The organism is Dietzia sp. NPDC055343, from assembly GCF_053645265.1.
Map to the genome: position 1 here is coordinate 17,932 of NZ_JBSHMJ010000014.1, position 17,044 is coordinate 34,975.

Here is a 17,044-nt window from a genome sequence, read left to right on the forward strand (position 1 = left end):
CCCCGCCACCCGCGCCGCCCCACGCCCCCGCACACCCGCGCCCGGCTCCGCGCATCGAGAAGAGGGTTCCGCACACATCGCCCGAGTAAGGGTGTGCGGAACGCTCTTTTCGTTGGTCCGCAGGGCGGGCTCAGGCTGGCGGATTGCGCGGCCGGCCGGGCAACCTATTCCTGGTCGGCGAACTGAGTCTCGTAGAGCTCGGTGTAGCGGCCGCCCGCGGCGAGCAGTTCGGCGTGCGTGCCGGACTCCACCACGCGCCCGGCCTCCAGCACGAGGATCCGGTCGGCGGCCCGCACGGTGGACAGCCGGTGCGCGATCACCAGCGAGGTGCGGTGCGCCATGGCCTCGCCGAGCGCCTCCTGCACCGCGGACTCGTTGGTCGAGTCGAGCGCGCTCGTGGCCTCGTCGAGCACCACCACCGCCGGAGCGGCCAGCAGTAGCCGCGCGATGGTCAGGCGCTGCCGCTCGCCGCCGGACAGCCGGTACCCGCGGTCGCCGATCACCGTGTCCAGGCCGTCGGGGAGCTCGCGGACGAGGTCCTCGAGCCGCGCGCGCCGCAGCGCGTCCCACACCTCGTCGTCGCCGACCTCGGGCCGCGCGAACGCCAGGTTGGCGCGGATCGTGTCATGGAAGAGGTGGCCGTCCTGCGTGACCATGCCCACCGTTCGACGCAACGACGACGACGAGACCTCTCGCACGTCCAGACCGGATACCCGGACCGCGCCGGAATCCACGTCGTAGAGCCGCGGCAGCAGCGAGGCGATGGTGGATTTGCCCGCCCCGGAGGAACCGACGAGGGCCACCATCTGGCCGGGCTCGGCGCGGAAGGAGATCCCGTGGAGCACCTCTTGCCCGCCGCGGGTGTCCAGCACGGCGACCTCCTCGAGCGAGGCCAGTGACACCTTGTCCGCGGAGGGGTAGGAGAAGCGGACGTCGTCGAACTCGATGGTCGCGGGCCCCTCCGGGAGGTCCACGGCGTCGGGGGCATCGGCAAGCATGGGCTTGAGGTCCAACACCTCGAAGACCCGCTCGAAGCTGACGATCGCGGTGACGACGTCCATGGGCGCGTTGGCCAGTGCCGTGAGCGGGCCGTAGAGCCGGGTGAGCAGCAGCGCCAGTGCCACGACCGAGCCGGCGTCCAGGCCGCCGTTGAGAGCAAACCAGCCGCCCAGGCCGTAGACCAGCGCCAGCGCGAGTGTGGAGACAAGGGTCAGCGAGTTCATGAACACGCTCATGAGCAGCGCGGTGCGCACCCCGATACCGCGGACGCGACCGGCGCGAGCGGCGAACTCCGCCGACTCGGCGTGGGGCCGGCCGAACAGCTTGACCAGGGTGGCGCCGCCGGCGTTGAAACGCTCGGTCATCTGGTCGTTCATCGACGCGTTGAGATCCGCGGCCTCGCGTCGCAGTGTCGCCAGGCGACGTCCGACGTACCGGGCCGGGAACAGGAAGATCGGCAGCAGCAGCACGGACAGGACCGTGAGCTGCCAGTTGATGCCGGCCATCACGATGAGCGTCAGTATCAGCTGGACGAGGTTGGACACGACGCCGGACAGCGTGTCGGAGAACGCGCGTTGTGCGCCCATGACGTCGTTGTTCAGGCGGCTGACCAGCGCACCGGTCCGGGTCCGCATGAAGAAGGCGATCGGCATGGTCTGCACGTGGTCGAAGACCGAGCGCCGCAGATCCAGGATCAAGCCCTCGCCGATCCGCGCCGACCACAGCCGCGTGAACACCGAGGTCACGGCCTCGATCACGCCGATCGCGGCGATCGCCACCGCGAGGCCGATCACGATCCGGACCGACTGGTGGTCCACGATCGCGGTCACCACACGTCCCGCGAGCAGCGGGGTGAGGACCGCGAGCGAGGCCCCGAAGACCGAGAGCACCAGGAAGACGACGATCAGCCTGGTGTGCGGCCGGGCGAACTGACCGATCCTGCGGAAGTTCTCCCTCGTGAACACGCTCCGGTCGAGCGTGATGTTGTTGTTCTCCGCCCGCATCAGAGTGCGCATCGCTGCTTGTTGCATCGTCACGTCGGACCACTCCTTCCGGGTCGGATGACTGATCCGACGACCTGCCCGTACAACCAGGTCAGCGGTTCAGATATTCCGGCTCGCGCGGGTGATCGAGGTCCTCGTCGTCGTCGTACCGCGCGAACTCTTTGGACAAAGAACCCCCGCGTGTCTAGACATCGCCCGGCAATTTGTCTAAAGTCGAGGCAACAGAGTGGCATATGCCACACCGTCGTGAGTCTGGGGAAGGTCGTCAGCCATGTCGAGCACCGAGTACATCCGACCCGCCGGAGGGGACGGCGCCGACCGTCATGACGACGAGAGCGCCGGTGCTCACGGCCACACACACAACGACGCGCACGGCCGCGCGCACGATCACGATGACGCGGTGGAGCCCTACGCGTGGACCGATGCCAAGCGGTACCTCTGGCTGCTCGGCCTCATCCCCGCGGCCGGGCTGTTCCTCTCGCTTCCGCTGGTGGCCGGCTTCAACGCGCTCGGCTGGGGCGTGGCCGCCACCATCGCGTGGTACCTGCTGCCGTTCCTCGTCTACGTGGCCGTGCCGTGGGGTGACTATCGCGTCGGTGTCGACGGCGAGAACCCGCCGGACGAGGTGATGGACCGGCTCGAGGCCGATCCGTACTACCGCTGGTGCACCTACCTGTACCTCCCCTTCCAGTACGGCGCGCTGATCCTGGCCTGCTACCTGTGGAGCGCCGACGACCTGTCATGGCTCGGGTACGACGGCGGGCTCGGCATCGCCGCGTCGATCGGCGTTGCGTGGACGGTCGCGATCACCGGCGGCATCGGCATCAACACCGCGCACGAACTCGGCCACAAGATCTCCGGCAGCGAGAAGTGGCTGTCCAAGATCGCGCTCGCCACCACCGGCTACGGTCACTTCTTCATCGAGCACAACCGCGGACACCACGCGCGCGTCGCCACCCCGGAGGACCCCGCCAGCTCGCGGTTCGGCGAGTCGTTCTGGGTCTTCCTGCCGCGCAGCGTCGTGGGTTCGGCGCGGTCCGCGTGGGCGCTGGAGAAGGAGCGGCTGGGCCGAATGGGCAAGGGCCCCTGGACCCTCCGTAATGACAATCTCAACGCCTGGCTCATGACCGTCGTGCTGTACGGCGCGCTGATCGCGGTGTTCGGCTGGCAGGTGGCCCCGTGGCTGATCGTCCAGGCGGTCTTCGGCTTCTCCCTCCTGGAGGTCGTCAACTACCTCGAGCACTACGGGCTGCTGCGGCAGAAGACCTCGGCCGGCCGCTACCAGCGCTGCCGTCCCGAGCACTCGTGGAACTCCGACCACCTGGTCACGAACATCTTCCTCTATCACCTGCAGCGTCACTCCGATCATCACGCCAACCCGATGCGTCGCTACCAGGTGTTGCGCAGCTTCGACGAGGCCCCGCAGCTGCCGTCCGGCTACGCGGCGATGATGGTCGTGGCGTACATCCCGCCGCTGTGGCGCAGGGTCATGGACAAGCGCGTCCTCGCGCACTATGACGGCGACATCACCCGCGCCAACATCCAGCCGTCCAAGCGGGACAAAATCCTCGCGCGCTACGCCACCACCCCCGTCGAGGGTCCGACGGTCGAGGCTGCCACCCCAGCCGGAGATCCCGGCGGCGCCGAGACCTCGGCCGCGGAGCAGGTCATCGCGGACGCCGACACCGCAGTCGCGGAGCAGAACTCCGCGACCGGCGAGTACGTCTGCCCCAACTGCGGAAACCACTACTCGGAGGCCGCCGGCCTGCCCCGCGAGGGATTCCCGCCCGGCACCCCCTGGTCCGCCATCCCCGACTCGTGGAGCTGCTCGGACTGCGGAGTCCGCGACAAGATCGACTTCCTGCCCGTCGCCTAGTTGTTCGGCCCGTCACACGGTCCCCGCCCACGCGACGCGCGCGCTTCGGGAACAATGGTCACCATGCCGCGTCACCGCTCGACCACCGCCAGCCGCTCCCCCGCCGGGGACCGCCCGGAGCGTCGGTCGTTACGTTCCACGGTGTTCGACGCGATGCACGGCCTGCTGGAGAACCGCGACTGGTCGGCCGTGACCATGTCGGACGTGGCCAAGGCCGCCGGGCTGAGCCGCCAGACCCTCTACAGCACGTTCGGCAACAGGCAGGGGCTGGCGCAGGCCTACGCGCTCCAGCTGTCGGAGCGGTTCGCCGGGGAGATCCGCGACTCGATCAACCGCAACCCGGGTGAGATCGAGACGGCGCTGAGTGAGGGGATCAACGGCTTCCTGCTCTCCAGCAGCCGTGATCCCCTCATCCGCGCGCTGCTCACCGGCGATATCAAGCCGGAGTTGCTGCGGATCATCACCACCGAGGCGGGCCCGCTCATCGAGCGGGCCACCGAGGTCCTGACCCCGGCCCTGTCCCAGAGCTGGATGCAGATCGCGCCCGAGCAGGCGCGGCTCGCCGCCTCGATCATCGCGCGCATCGGCATCAGCTTCATCTCGCTGCCGCCCGAGGATCCCGACCAGCTCGCCAGCGGCCTGACCGAGGTGATCGCGCCCTACCTTCGGGAGGTCGTTCACCTGGACCTGCAGGCCTGAGGCCTACTCGCTGCCGTCTGCGACGGTCGAGCGGGATCCGGGCTGGCCGGGCACCGGCACGCTGGCCTCGAGGAACAGGCCACGAGCCTCCACACACAGCCGGTCACCGGCGTGGATCGTGCCGTGCGTCCACGTCTTGCGACCCTCGGTCTCGTGCACCCAGCACCGGAAGGTCAGCGGCACCAGCAGCGGCGTCGGCGACCGGTAGTCGAGCTCGTAGTGAGCGGTCATGCCGAAGCGGCCGCCCCAGTGGTTGGCCAGCCCCATCATGTGGTCGATGATCAGCGCGCTCATGCCACCGTGCACACAACCGGGGGGGCCCTGGTAGACGGGACCGAGCGTGACCGTCGCCGTGACCGAGCCGTCGTCGCAACCCACGAAGTCCACGGGTGGCGCGATCGGGTTCTCCGGACCGGATACCGGGTTCGAACGACGGGTGCCGGCGCCCGTCCACATGTTCGCGAGCCGATCGGAGGGGCTGGGCACCCGCGGTTCGAGCAGGTCGGCCACCTCGGCGAGACGATCAGCGATGTCGCCGAGCTCGACCTCCGAGTGGGCGAGCCCCGCGGTGGCCTCCCGCAGCCGGCGCAGCTCGGACACGACCCGGTCGAGTTCCGGATCCGCAGGTGGAAGGGCCGGAACGGGGATCGGATCGAACGAATTCCCCAGGAGCTTGCGCGCCTCCTCGAACGAGAACACCTCGTCCGCCTTCAACCCCGGCAGGGGTACTCCACCGAAACCTGGCCGATCGCTGTCAGTCGTCATACTCTGAGAGTATGTCGACACCTGTCAATCCGAAACCTTTCGATCCATCCAGCTACGGCCCGTGGGCCCTCGTCGTTGGCGGCAGCGAGGGCGTGGGCGCCGAGATCGCGTTCCGCCTCGCCGATCAGGGTGTCTCGTCCGTCCTCGTCGCCCGCAAACTCGAGGCCCTCGAGGAGACCGCCGAGGCCGTCCGCGCCAAGGGTGTCGAGTGCCGTGTCGTGTCCGCGGACCTGACCGAGTCCGACTCGACCGACAAGATCGCCGCCGCCTGCGACGGCCTCGATCTGGGCCTGCTCGTGCTCAACGCCGGCGCCAACACCTACGGCGCCGAGTTCGTCGAGTCCGACATGGCGCAGGTGCAGAAGGTCATCGACCTCAACATCACCTCGCCGATGCAGATCATCCGCCGCTTCGGCCCCGGCCTGAAGGCCCGCGGCAAGGGCGGCATCGTGGTGATGGGCTCCATGGCCGGCTACCTCGGTCACGCCGACATGAGCATCTACTCCGCCGCCAAGGCCTTCAGCCGTGTCTTCGTCGAGGGCCTCTGGCTCGAGATGCGTGAGCACGGTGTCGATGTCGTCGAGGTCATCCTCGGCGTCACCCGCACCCCCGCCATGATCCGCGCCGGCCTGGACATGGACCTGCCCGGCATGACCGTGAGCGAGCCGCACGAGGTCGCCGACGAGGTCATCGCCTCCATCGGCAACGGCCCCGTCCACGTCTGCGGTGGCGAGGGCAATGAGAAGGGCGTCGAGTTCTCCTCCGGCGTCAACCGCGGCCGCATCGTGGCCGGCGCCCACAAGCGCATGAAAGCGCTGCGCGGGGAGTAACCCACCCCGCCCCCCCCCGTCGATAAGCGGGTTCCGCCCATATCGGCCGAGAGGGCCTGTGCGGAACCCGCTTATCAACGGCGCGGGTCAGCCCTCGATGGGCCGGCCCTCGCGCGGGTCAGCCCTCGATGGGCCGGCCCTCGCGCGGGTCAGCCCTCGATGGGCCGGCTGCGCTCGTCGTCCCGGATGCCGCGGGGCTCGACGAACAGGCCCTCGGCGCTGGCACACAGCGTGTCCCCGGCATGCAGGGTCGCACTGGCCCAGATCTTGCGGCCCTCCACGCGGTCCTGCCGGGCCTCGAACCGCAGCGGCGCATAGAGCGGCGTGGGCGAGGAGTAGGTGATCCGCAGGTCCGCGGTCATGCCGACGCTCTTGGACGCGGCGTTGGCCAGCCCCAGCATCTCGTCGAACAGCAGCGCCACGATCCCGCCGTGCACGCAGCCGGGAGGGCCCTGATACTCGATCCCGAGCTCGAGATCGGCGCGCACAGTCGCGTCGGGGAACACCACGGGTTCCAGCGGCGGTGAGACCGGGTTGCGCTGACCGATCGCCGGGTTGGCACCGATGTGCTCGGGCGTGCCCCAGGTTCCGTAATCCTTCGGACGGACCGGCTTCCCCACGGCCTCCAGATGATCGGCCAGCTCACGGACCGTCCGGACCGCGTCATGGACGTCCTCGTACACCGAGCCCGCGACCAGGCCGCGGAGGCGCCGCAGTTCGCGAGCGAGCTCCGTGGAGCCGGAGGGTGTCTCGTCCTGCGGCAGGAGCGGTATCCCCTCGCTGCTCGCGGCGGCGGGATCGGCCGTGCCGACCTGGTTCTGTTCGGCTTCGTTACTGGCGGTCACGCGTCCGAATCTACTCGGACGGTCAGTGTCCGCCGTCCCGAACCCAGCCCTCGGGCCTCACGAACAGCCCCTCCGCGGTGGCGCAGAGACGGTTGCCCGCGTGGATCGCCCCCTGCGCCCACACCTTGCGGCCCTCCACTCGCACCGGACGGCCCGTCACCACGATGGGCTCCAGGAGCGGGGTGGCGCCCCGGTAGTCGATGTCCAGGTACATGGTCATCCCGGTGGTGCCCGCGTGATGGTTCGCCCGACCCAGGACCGCGTCGAACAGCAGCGAGACGATTCCCCCGTGCACGCGGCCGGGCGGGCCCTGGTACTCGATCCCGAGGGTCAACTCCGCCCGCAGCGTGCCGTCCTCGAGGAGTTCGTACTCCGCCGGCAGGGCGACCAGGTTCGCGCGTCCGACCACCGGGCAGTTGGTCATGTAGCGACGATTCGACCACATGGTCTCCAACCTGTGCTGCGGTGTCGCCGACGCGGCCTCCAACTCGTCGGCCACCCCGCGGAGCCGCTCGGTGAGCGGACCCAGGTCGGTGTCGAAGATCCCGCCGGTGGTCAGGGCACGAATCCGACGCACCTGATCGACCAAGGCGAAGAGCCCGGCCTCGTCGTCGTCGGCACGATCCACGGGTGCCCCGGGGCCACGTGTTGGATCCAGGGGGCCCAGGTCGATCTCGGGGCGTGCCCTGCGCACGGCCCCGGGCGCCGGGGCCCCGCCCGACGCGGCCACGACCCCGTCGACCTCGTTCACGAGCACGCGGCCGCCCCGCGACCGGCGCGGCGGCCGAAGAACGAGCCGTCGCCCAGCGACGTACCCGAGATGTAGCCGTCGCCGTGCAGGCCGTGCGTGCAGCGCCCGGCCGCGAACAGGCCCGGGATCGGCTCGCCGGCGCGGTCGAGCACCCGCGCGTCCAGATCGGTGTGCAGGCCGCCGAGCGTGAAGCCCTGCGCCTTGAGCGGCAGGCCGTTGAAGCTGTCCGGCCCGCCGGCGCCGGTGGGGTACGCGCCGAACGGCGGCTCGAGCGGCCGCACCCAGCCCGCGCTCTTACCGAACTGCGGATCCTCGCCGCGCTCGGCGCCGGCGTTGTAGCGGCGGAGCTGGTCGGCCAGCGCGTCGGCGGGCAGGCCGCAGTCCGCGGCCAGTTCCTCGATGGTCTCCGCAGCGTGCATGGGCTGCATCCCCCACAGCTCGGACTCGGGGACGTCCTCGATGCCCTTCTCGTCGATGATCACCCAGACCGGCGGCCGGCGATGATGCACGGCGGCGTGGCAGTACAGGCCCGGGTAGACCTCCTCGTTGATGAAACGCTGGCCGTCGCCGTCGACGAGCATCGCGCCCACGACCAGGCGCGGGATGATGAGCATCGCGGTCTCGGTCTGGTGCATGCGGCGCACCGCGGCGCCGATCTCCATGCCCATCTCGATCCCCGAGCCGTCGTCGCGGCCGTCGGAGACCGCGTCCTTGCCCAGCTGCTGGGGCGCCCACTGCTCGATCATGCGCTCGTTGTCCACGAACCCGCCGGTGGCCAGGACGACGCCGCCGGTGGCGCGGTACTCGCGCTCCGCACCGAACTCGGTGGCGCGCACGCCCACCACCTCGTCGTCCTCAACGATCAGCGAACGGACCTTGATGTCGCACTGGAGGGTGACCCCGGCCTTCTCGGCGGTGGCCACGAGCGCGTCCATGAGAAGGTTGCCGGCGAAGTTCGGGCCGGGCGGGCGATGGCCGCGCGCGGCGGGCTTCGCGACCGAGGCGTACGGCTCGGCGCGCTCGCCCATCCACATCAGCCCCGAGTCGTCGCCGGGCATCCAGGTGGGGGTGTCCCACAGCTTGTGGTTGAAGACCGCGCCGTGCGCCACGAGCCAGTCGTGGTGCTCGACCGCGCCGGTGCAGTAGGCCTCGATCTTGTCCTCGTCGGCGTTCGGGCCGAGCGCCGCGGTGAGGAACGCGCGCATGTCCTCCACCGTGTCGGAGATGCCCAGCGCCTGCTGGGTGGCGGTGCCGCCGCCCAGGTAGACCTCGCCGCCGGACTGCGCGGACGAACCGCCCGGTCCGGAGGCGCCTTCCAGCACGATCACCGACGAGCCGGCCTCGGCCGCCTCGATGGCCGCGCACGCTCCGGCGATGCCCATCCCCACCACCACGACATCGGCCGTGACGATCGATGGACCGGTGTCCGAATTAGTGTCCGTCATGGAGAAAACTATAACGTGTTCACCGATTGAGACGGCGCTTTAATATGGAACCCATGACTTCTTCCCCGGATGCCCGAAGCATGGATGCGCTCGATGCGCGACTCGCCTCCGTCGAGGCCCGGATCGACCAGACCGAAGGCCGCCTGGCCGCCGCCGAAGACGAGCTGGCGATCCTGCGGATCCTCGGCTCCTACTCACCCCGCGTCGACTCCGGCGACGCCGAGGGCGTGGCCGAGCTGTGGACCTCCGACGGCGTGTACGACGTCGACACCGGTCGCCTGGACGGCCACGACGGATTGATGGAGATGGTCAACGGCGACGCCCACCAGGGGCTCATCGCCCACGGCTGCGGGCACGTCCCGAGCCTGCCGGTGGTGCTGCTCAGCGGCGACCGCGCCGTGGCCACCGGGTACACCCAGCTCGTCGTGCGGTCCTCCCGGCCGGGCCGCTACACGGTGTTGCGGGTCACCGCCAGCAGGTGGGAGCTGGAGCGACGCGGCCCGGTGGACGCGCCCGACCGAGGGTGGCGCGTCGTGCTGCGCACCGCACGTGCGGTGACCGACGACGGCGAGGGCCGTCAGCTCCTGGCACGGTCACGGGAGGGGTAGCCTGGCGGGCATGAAGCGTCGTCGGCCCGCGTCCGATCCGACCCTGCGTGCGGGCCGCCTCGCGCTGCTCACCACCTCGGCCATCACGCTCGGGTTCCAGTCCATCGTCAGCTCCGTGGTGTACCCCCAGCTGTTCGACGGCACCACCCACGGCATCGCGAAACGGCAGTCCGACCACGCCCGACGCATCGCGCCGGTCGCGCTGACGCTCTACGCCACCTCGCTGGGTGCGGCCGTCTGGGCGACGTACGGGTCCGTGCGGTCCGGCGAGCGCACCGGGCGGGTCGCCACGGCGGTGGCGTGCGCGAGCAGCCTCGCCGGCCCGGTCATCACCGCCGGCGTGGTGCCGCTGCACGCGAGCATCGCGCAGGAGCAGATCACCCGGCCGCGGATCGCCGCACTGATGGCCTCGGACCGGCTGCGCACCGGACTGGCCGCCGTCGGGATGGTGGCCGCGGCCCAGTCGCTCAGCAACTGACGGCCCCGGCTCGACCAGCCCTGCCGCGCCGCCGGGGCCTCAACCTTTCGGTTGAGGTCCACATCATCCGCTTTCACGATGTGAACGCGACATCTACATGATGAGATGGGGCCATGACCAAGCATGCGCCTGGTGGGGACGGCGCCATCACCCCGGCTTCGACGCTGCCGGATGACCTCGCGGACGTAGCCGCCCCCTCACGCCGAGACTGGGCCGGGCTGGCCATGCTCTCGATCGCCCTCGGACTGATCGTGCTGGACGGCACGATCGTGGGCGTGGCGCTGCCCACGATCATCCTCGACCTGAACCTCGACCTGACCGACGCGCAGTGGGTCAACAGCCTTTACGCCGTCCTGCTCGCCGCCCTGCTGCTCTCGACGGGCACCCTCGCCGACCGGCTCGGTAGGCGGCGCCTCGTCCTGGCCGGCATCGTGGTGTTCGTCGGCGGCAGCCTGCTGGCGGCGGCCGCCTCGTCGGCGGGGCCGCTACTCACCGCCCGCGCGGTGCAGGCGGTCGGCGCCGCGTTCATCATGCCCGCCACCCTCTCATCGGTGAACACGCTTTTCCGCGGCCGGTACCGGGCCGCGGCGTTCGGGGTGTGGGGGGCGGTGATCTCGGGCGCCGCGGCGATCGGGCCGCTGCTCGGCGGCGCGCTGACCCAGTGGGCCTCGTGGCACTGGATCTTCCTCGTCAACCTCCCGTTGGGCGCGATCCTATTCGTCGCGGTGATCTTCACGGTTCCCGAGACGCGCGGGGAGAAAGCCCGCCCCGGGGTGGACGTCGACGGCGCACTGCTCAGCGCAATCGGGTTCGGCGCCCTGGTGTTCGCCGTCATCGAGGGCCCCGACCTGGGCTGGTGGACGCCGACGGCCGATCTGTCCCTGTTCGGCCTCACCTGGCCGGCCGACGCGCCTGTCTCGGCGACCCCGATCGCCCTCGCGATAGCCGCGGTGGCCCTGACACTGTTCGTCCTGTGGGAACGCCACCGCGAGAAGGTCCACCGGTCGGCCCTACTAGATCTGTCGCTGTTCTCTCTCCGCACCTTCTCGTGGGGCAACCTCACCGCCGGCACGGTGGCCGTCGGCGAGTTCGCACTCCTGTTCATCCTGCCGCTCTACCTCGTCAACGTGCTCGGTCTCGAGGTGATCAGCGCGGGCCTGGTGCTGGCCGCGATGGCGTTCGGCGCATTCCTGTCCGGTGCCTCGGCCCGCCATCTGGCCGCCAGGTTCGGCTCCCCGGGGACGGTGCTCATCGGGCTGGGACTGGAACTGATCGGCGTCCTGGCCCTGGTCCTGCTCATCCGCGACGACACCCACGCCTGGCTGGTCGCGATCCCGCTGACCGTGTACGGCCTGGGCCTGGGCCTGACCTCCGCCCAACTCACGGGCACGGTGCTCCGTGACGTGCCGGTGGCCATCTCCGGGCAGGGCTCGGCCACCCAGAGCACGGTCCGGCAGATCGGCTCGGCGCTCGGCACCGCCTTCGCGGGCGCCGCCTTGTCCATCTCGTTGGCGCGAACGCTGCCCGCGGCCCTCGAGAACGCGGGCCTCGCCGGCGGCCCGGCCGATCAGCTCGCGGAGTCGACTCGTCAGTCCGCCGGCAGCACCATCGGTGTGCTCCGCGACCACGGTGACGCCGGCCCGCTCGGGGACCACACGGCCGCGGCCGTGGACGCACTGGCCCACGGGTTCGCCGACGCCAGCCGGTGGGCGATGCTGGTGGCCGCGGCGTTCCTCGCCCTGGGCTTCCTCGGAGCCGCCTTCCTACGACGCGCCTCCGCGACCCCCGTCGCGCAGTAGCGTCAGCGCTCGCGCCCGCGACCTCGTACAGCCACCACCGCCAGTGCCACGAGACCGGTCGTACCGACGATCGCCGCCAACAGGTGATACGCCGGGATCAGTCCGATCCGCTCGGCGGCCAGCGCCGCGAGCACGGCGGGCACCCCAAGCGCGGTGTACGCCACGAGGTACAGCGCGGCGAACACCTGCCCCCGGGCCTCGGCGGGAGCGCTCTGTGCCACGAGCGTGGTGCCGATGAGGAACAGCAGGCCCATCCCCAGTCCGGTGAGAAGGGCCGCGAGCAGGAATCCCGGCACCGTGCGCCACTCCAGCGAGAACGAGGCCACGACGAGCCCCGGCAGCAGCAGCGCCACCCCGACGCTCATGCCGCGCCGCCACTGGTCCGGCCCCGCGCGCAGGTTCCACACCAACTGCGCGACGCCCGCGGCGCCCTGGAGCGCCGCCACGACCAGGCCGGTGACCAGGTAATCGGATCGGCCCAGCAGATCGCGCGCTATGGCCCCGCCGAGTCCCAGGAACACTCCGCCGACCGACCACGAGACGATCACGCAGATCGCCGCCAGCGCGAACGTCGACCTCATCCGCGCGGGCACGGTCGGCGGCCGCAGCCGCAACGACTCGCGCACGGTCGAGGAACCGCCGGCGGTCTCCGGCACGCACGCCCACACCGCGGCGAGCAGGGCCAGGGTCGCCGCCGCGATCACCTGGTACGGGAGGGTCAGGGGCGACGACGACACCGTGGCCACCGCGCCCGAGAGGAGAACACCGCCGGCGATGCCGAAGTTCGTGGTTGAGCTGCTGGTGAGCGCGCCGATCCGGGAATCACGGCGTGGGTGGAGCTCGATCAGCGCTGCCGCGGCGGGGCCGGTGATCAGCCCGACCGACACGCCCTGCGTGATGCGGGCCGCGATGAGCCAGCCCACGTTCGGCGCGGCGGCGAGGACCGCCATGCTCACCGCCAGCAGTACGAGCCCGGCGAGGATGACCGGCCGGCGCCCGACCGCGTCGGAGAGCCTGCCGAGAAACAGCAGCGGGATCAGCACGGCCAGGGCGTACACGGCGTAGACGACCGTGATCATGGTGCCGCTGGTACCCCACGCCTGTTGATAGTCGACGTAGAGCGGGGTGGGGGTCGCGCTGGAGGCCAGCGCCACGGTCACCACGAGGGCGATCAGGACGAAGGGGCGCCACGAGGGTCGAGGGGTCGTTTCCACGGTCTGCCTCTCCGCCGAAAGGGGGCGGCGTGCGAACTGCGTGCCTGGCATGGGGCATGGGCGACGCGTCTGATTTCAGTGGAGCCTAGGGGATTCGAACCCCTGACATCTGCCTTGCAAAGGCAGCGCTCTACCAACTGAGCTAAGGCCCCGCACATCGGCGAGGTGGCCGATGCGTACCTCCAAGCATAAACGCCGGACCCGGCTTTGCGGATCCGGCGTCTGCCTGTCGGAGTGGGCCTAGGAGGACTTGAACCTCCGACCTCCAAATTATCAGTTTGGCGCTCTAACCACCTGAGCTATAGGCCCTCGTACCGATGGATTAATCTACCCGACGCCCTCGCATTACCCCAAATCGGCCGCCGACCTGCATCGTTTCGGCGGTCCGGAGTCGCGATCCGAGACGGTCAGTTTCGCCGGTCGGCGAGCGTCACCTGCACGCCTCCGCCGGTCAGGCCGGCGGCGAGGTTGTAGATGAACACGGCCAGCGTGCACAGGATCGACAACAGCAGCACGTTGAGCAGGCCGACTCCACCGCTGTAGAGGAAGATCGTCGACGGCCCGATGACAGACGCCGACTCGTCACCCGCCACGCCGGACAGGAGCCCACCGAGGCGATCCCAGACGCCCATGCCGGACAGCAGCAGGTACGTCACGCCGATCGCGACCATCCACACGAGATAGAGCGCGAACATCAGGCCCAGGACCGTGGTGAACGCGGACCACGGATCGATCCGGCGCAGCACCAGGACCGACTCGAGCGGACCGCGGCGGTCCGTCGGGGAGATGATCGGTGCGGCGCGTCCGGCGGCGCCGCCGGAGGGAGCCGTGGAGACCCCGCCGAACCCGCCCTCGGCGCGGTGCTGGGTGGCGGCGGGGAACCGGGTGGTTTCCGCACTGCTCGGGGTCGTGTCGGTCGGGGCGACCGCCGGTGCGCCCGGTGACGGGTCCGACGACGACGAAAACGCCGGCGTCGAGGCCGTCGACCCGGCCGATGACGCGGTGGCGGAGGTGTCCCCCGAGGCGCCGTAACCGGGCGCCGGGGCGGACCCCTTCGGTGTGGGGCCGCTGGCGGCCGGATCGGTCGGCTCGGTCATGGCTTACGCCTCCTCGACGGACTCGGCCTCGGACCGGTCCTCTTCGTCGGGCTCGTCGGCGTTACGGGCGATGGCCAGCAACGCGTCGCCCTCGGCCAGGTTCATCAGGCGCACGCCCTTGGTCTGGCGACCCGCCTTGCGGACCTGCTTGGCGAACGTACGGATCACGCCACCGCTGGAGGTGATGGCGTACAGCTCGTCCTGCAACTCCACGATCGTCGCACCGACGAGCTTGCCGCGCTTGGGATCGAACATGAGCGTGAGCACGCCCTTGCCGCCGCGTCCCTGCGCCGTGTACTCGTTCAGCGCGGTGCGCTTGGAGTAGCCGCGCTCGGTGGCCACCAGGAGGAAGTACTTCTCCTGGTCCGAGGTGTCGGCCCGCACGACGGACATGCTCAGCAGTGCATCGCCGTCGTTGAACCGCATGCCCATGACACCGGACGTGGCGCGGCCCATCGGGCGTAGCGTGTCGTCGTTGGCGTGGAAGCGGATCGACTGGCCCTTCTCCGAGACCAGCAGCAGGTCGTCGTCGGGGCCGGCGAGTGCCGCGCCGACGAGCTCGTCGCCATCACGCAGGTTGACGGCGATGAGGCCGCCCGAACGCGGGGAGTCATAGTCCTCGAGACGCGACTTCTTGACCAGACCGTTCCGCGTGGACAGGACCAGGTACGGGGCGTCCTGGTAGCCCTTGATCCGGATGACGCTGGCGATCCGCTCCTCCGGCTGGAACGCCAGCAGGTTGGCCACGTGCTGGCCGCGCGCGGTGCGGTTGGCCTCCGGCAGCTCGTACGCCTTGATCCGGTAGACGCGGCCCTTGGTGGTGAAGAACAGCAACCAGTCGTGTGTCGAGGAGACGAAGAAGTGGCGGACGATGTCGTCCTGCTTCAGCTCCGCACCGCGCACGCCCTTGCCGCCGCGCTTCTGGGCGCGGTACAGGTCGGTGCGGGTCCGCTTGGCGTACCCGGTCTCGGTGATCGTGACCACCACGTCCTCGCGGGCGATGAGGTCCTCGTCGCGTACGTCGCCGTCGGCCGGGATGATGACCGTACGGCGGTCGTCGCCGTACTTCTCGACGATCTCGCGGAGCTCGTCGCCGACGATCGCGCGCTGGCGCTCGGGCCGGGCGAGGATGTCCTTGTAGTCCGCGATCTCGAGCTCGATGGATGCGAGCTGGTCGATGATCTTCTGCCGCTCGAGCGCCGCGAGGCGCCGCAGCTGCATGTCGAGGATCGCCTGTGCCTGGTCGTCGTCGATGTCCAGGAGGTCCTTGAGGCCCTGGCGCGCGATGTCGACGGTCTCGGACCGGCGGATCAGCGCGATCACCTCGTCCAGCGCGTCGAGTGCCTTGACCAGACCGCGCAGGATGTGGGCGCGCTTCTCGGCCTCGTCCAGCAGGTACTGGGTGCGGCGGACGATCACTTCGATCTGGTGCGTGACGTACAGGCGCACCAGCTGGTCGATGGGCAGGGTCCGCGGGACGCCCTCGACGATCGAGAGCATGTTGGCGCCGAACGATGTCTGCAGCTGCGAATGCTTGTACAGGTTGTTGAGGACGACCTTCGCGACGGCGTCCCGCTTGAGCGTGATGACGATGCGCAGGCCGACGCGGTCCGAGGACTCGTCGTCGATCTTGGAGATGCCGGCGATCTTGCCGTCGCGCAGCTGCTCCGCGATCGACAGGATCATGTTGTCCGGGTTGACCTCGTACGGCAGCTCGGTGATCACGATGACCGTGCGGCTGCCCTCCTCCTCGATGGAGGTCTTGCCCCGCATGCGGATCGAGCCGCGTCCGGTGCGGTAGGCGTCCTTGATCCCCTGGTCACCCACGATGAACCCGGCGGTCGGGAAGTCCGGGCCCTTGATGCGTGCCATGCACGCCTCGAGCGACTCCTCCTCGGTCGCGTCAGGATGCTCGAGCACCCAGTAGACCGCTTCCGCGACCTCGCGCAGGTTGTGCGGCGGCATCTTGGTGGCCATACCCACGGCGATACCGCTCGAGCCGTTGATCAACAGGCTCGGAACACGGGACGGCAGGACCACGGGCTCCTGCGTCTTGCCGTCGTAGTTCGGCTGGAAGTCGACCGTGTTCTTCTCGATGTCCCGCACCATCTCCATGGCGAGCGGGGTCATCTTGCACTCGGTGTAACGCATGGCGGCCGCGCCGTCGTTGCCGCGGGAACCGAAGTTGCCCTGGCCGTCGACCATCGGATAGCGCATCGCCCACGGCTGGGCCAGGCGCACCAGCGTGTCGTAGATCGCCTTGTCGCCGTGCGGGTGGAAGTTACCCATCGTGTCGGCGACCGGCTTGGCCGACTTCACGTAACTGCGGTCCGGGCGGTAGCCGTTGTCCCACATCGCGTAGAGGATGCGGCGGTGCACGGGCTTGAGGCCGTCCCGAACGTCCGGCAACGCGCGCCCGACGATGACGCTCATCGAGTAGTCGATGTAGCTTCTCTGCATCTCGGCCTGGATGTCGACCGGCTCGATGCGGTCGTGTCCCCCGGCTTCGGGCGGCAGCGTGGTGTCCGTCATGGGCTCCTCTTCGTCTCGCTTTCGAAGCGGCGCCTGGAAGCGTCACTTCGACCGGTCCAGTCTATAGGTCCTGCGGAAACAGCACGTACGGGCACGCGGCAC

14 protein-coding genes and 2 tRNA genes are annotated in these 17,044 nt (G+C 69.9%); 6 read left to right on the forward strand and 10 right to left on the reverse strand.

Annotated features, from left to right (window positions below; all coding sequences use genetic code 11):
- Positions 1-164: 164 nt before the first annotated feature.
- Positions 165-2,030 (reverse strand): ABC transporter ATP-binding protein, encoded by a 1,866-nt coding sequence (locus ACWIE7_RS08635; RefSeq protein WP_454058849.1) that lies wholly within the window; start codon positions 2,028-2,030, stop codon positions 165-167.
- A gap of 244 nt (positions 2,031-2,274) precedes the next feature.
- On the opposite strand from ACWIE7_RS08635, the gene ACWIE7_RS08640 reads away from it, so the two are divergent.
- On the forward strand, positions 2,275-3,879 hold the full coding sequence (locus tag ACWIE7_RS08640) for a fatty acid desaturase (RefSeq protein ID WP_454069044.1): 1,605 nt from the start codon (positions 2,275-2,277) through the stop codon (positions 3,877-3,879).
- Between the two features lie 63 nt (positions 3,880-3,942).
- The gene (locus ACWIE7_RS08645; protein ID WP_230929640.1) at positions 3,943-4,578 is read left to right on the forward strand and encodes a TetR/AcrR family transcriptional regulator; all 636 of its coding nucleotides are present in this window, start codon (positions 3,943-3,945) and stop codon (positions 4,576-4,578) included.
- Between the two features lie 3 nt (positions 4,579-4,581).
- Here the strand turns inward: ACWIE7_RS08645 and ACWIE7_RS08650 are convergent, their stop codons facing one another.
- Positions 4,582-5,343, reverse strand: a complete 762-nt coding sequence (locus ACWIE7_RS08650) for a PaaI family thioesterase (RefSeq protein WP_454058842.1) — start codon at positions 5,341-5,343, stop codon at positions 4,582-4,584.
- 11 nt (positions 5,344-5,354) lie between these two features.
- Between ACWIE7_RS08650 and ACWIE7_RS08655 the strand changes: the two genes are divergently transcribed.
- Positions 5,355-6,173 (forward strand): SDR family NAD(P)-dependent oxidoreductase, encoded by an 819-nt coding sequence (locus tag ACWIE7_RS08655; protein WP_344995661.1) that lies wholly within the window; start codon positions 5,355-5,357, stop codon positions 6,171-6,173.
- 149 nt (positions 6,174-6,322) lie between these two features.
- On the opposite strand, the gene ACWIE7_RS08660 is transcribed toward ACWIE7_RS08655, so the two are convergent.
- The 3 genes from ACWIE7_RS08660 to ACWIE7_RS08670 are packed head-to-tail and all read right to left on the reverse strand — an operon-like array spanning position 6,323 to position 9,214.
- Complete coding sequence (locus ACWIE7_RS08660; protein WP_452098319.1) at positions 6,323-7,018, reverse strand: PaaI family thioesterase; 696 nt, start codon at positions 7,016-7,018, stop codon at positions 6,323-6,325.
- 22 nt (positions 7,019-7,040) lie between these two features.
- Complete coding sequence (locus tag ACWIE7_RS08665) at positions 7,041-7,775, reverse strand: PaaI family thioesterase (protein ID WP_344995655.1); 735 nt, start codon at positions 7,773-7,775, stop codon at positions 7,041-7,043.
- Positions 7,766-9,214 (reverse strand): FAD-dependent oxidoreductase, encoded by a 1,449-nt coding sequence (locus ACWIE7_RS08670; RefSeq protein WP_454069045.1) that lies wholly within the window; start codon positions 9,212-9,214, stop codon positions 7,766-7,768. The genes ACWIE7_RS08665 and ACWIE7_RS08670 overlap by 10 nt, the downstream gene beginning before the upstream one ends.
- Positions 9,215-9,267: 53 nt before the next feature.
- Here ACWIE7_RS08670 and ACWIE7_RS08675 point away from each other — a divergent pair, with 53 nt between their 5' ends.
- The 3 genes from ACWIE7_RS08675 (at position 9,268) to ACWIE7_RS08685 (ending at position 12,099) form a co-directional block, all read left to right on the forward strand.
- Positions 9,268-9,822, forward strand: a complete 555-nt coding sequence (locus ACWIE7_RS08675; protein ID WP_454058039.1) for a nuclear transport factor 2 family protein — start codon at positions 9,268-9,270, stop codon at positions 9,820-9,822.
- A 10-nt stretch (positions 9,823-9,832) separates the two neighbouring features.
- Positions 9,833-10,300 (forward strand): hypothetical protein, encoded by a 468-nt coding sequence (locus tag ACWIE7_RS08680; protein ID WP_454069046.1) that lies wholly within the window; start codon positions 9,833-9,835, stop codon positions 10,298-10,300.
- 113 nt (positions 10,301-10,413) lie between these two features.
- Complete coding sequence (locus tag ACWIE7_RS08685) at positions 10,414-12,099, forward strand: MFS transporter (RefSeq protein ID WP_454069047.1); 1,686 nt, start codon at positions 10,414-10,416, stop codon at positions 12,097-12,099.
- Positions 12,100-12,101: 2 nt separating this feature from the next.
- On the opposite strand, the gene ACWIE7_RS08690 is transcribed toward ACWIE7_RS08685, so the two are convergent.
- The 5 genes from ACWIE7_RS08690 to gyrA all read right to left on the reverse strand — a co-directional run bounded on the left by ACWIE7_RS08690 (position 12,102) and on the right by gyrA (position 16,942).
- Positions 12,102-13,313, reverse strand: coding sequence for an MFS transporter (locus tag ACWIE7_RS08690; RefSeq protein WP_454069048.1), 1,212 nt, complete (start codon positions 13,311-13,313; stop codon positions 12,102-12,104).
- Between the two features lie 79 nt (positions 13,314-13,392).
- Positions 13,393-13,465 (reverse strand) — tRNA-Ala (locus ACWIE7_RS08695).
- 83 nt (positions 13,466-13,548) lie between these two features.
- Positions 13,549-13,622: transfer RNA gene (locus ACWIE7_RS08700), tRNA-Ile, on the reverse strand.
- A gap of 98 nt (positions 13,623-13,720) precedes the next feature.
- Positions 13,721-14,410 carry a DUF3566 domain-containing protein gene (locus ACWIE7_RS08705; RefSeq protein WP_344995637.1) on the reverse strand — a complete coding sequence of 230 codons (690 nt, stop codon included), beginning with the start codon at positions 14,408-14,410 and terminating at the stop codon, positions 13,721-13,723.
- Positions 14,411-14,413: 3 nt separating this feature from the next.
- Positions 14,414-16,942, reverse strand: a complete 2,529-nt coding sequence (gene gyrA / locus ACWIE7_RS08710) for a DNA gyrase subunit A (RefSeq protein WP_454069049.1) — start codon at positions 16,940-16,942, stop codon at positions 14,414-14,416.
- Positions 16,943-17,044: the final 102 nt, after the last annotated feature.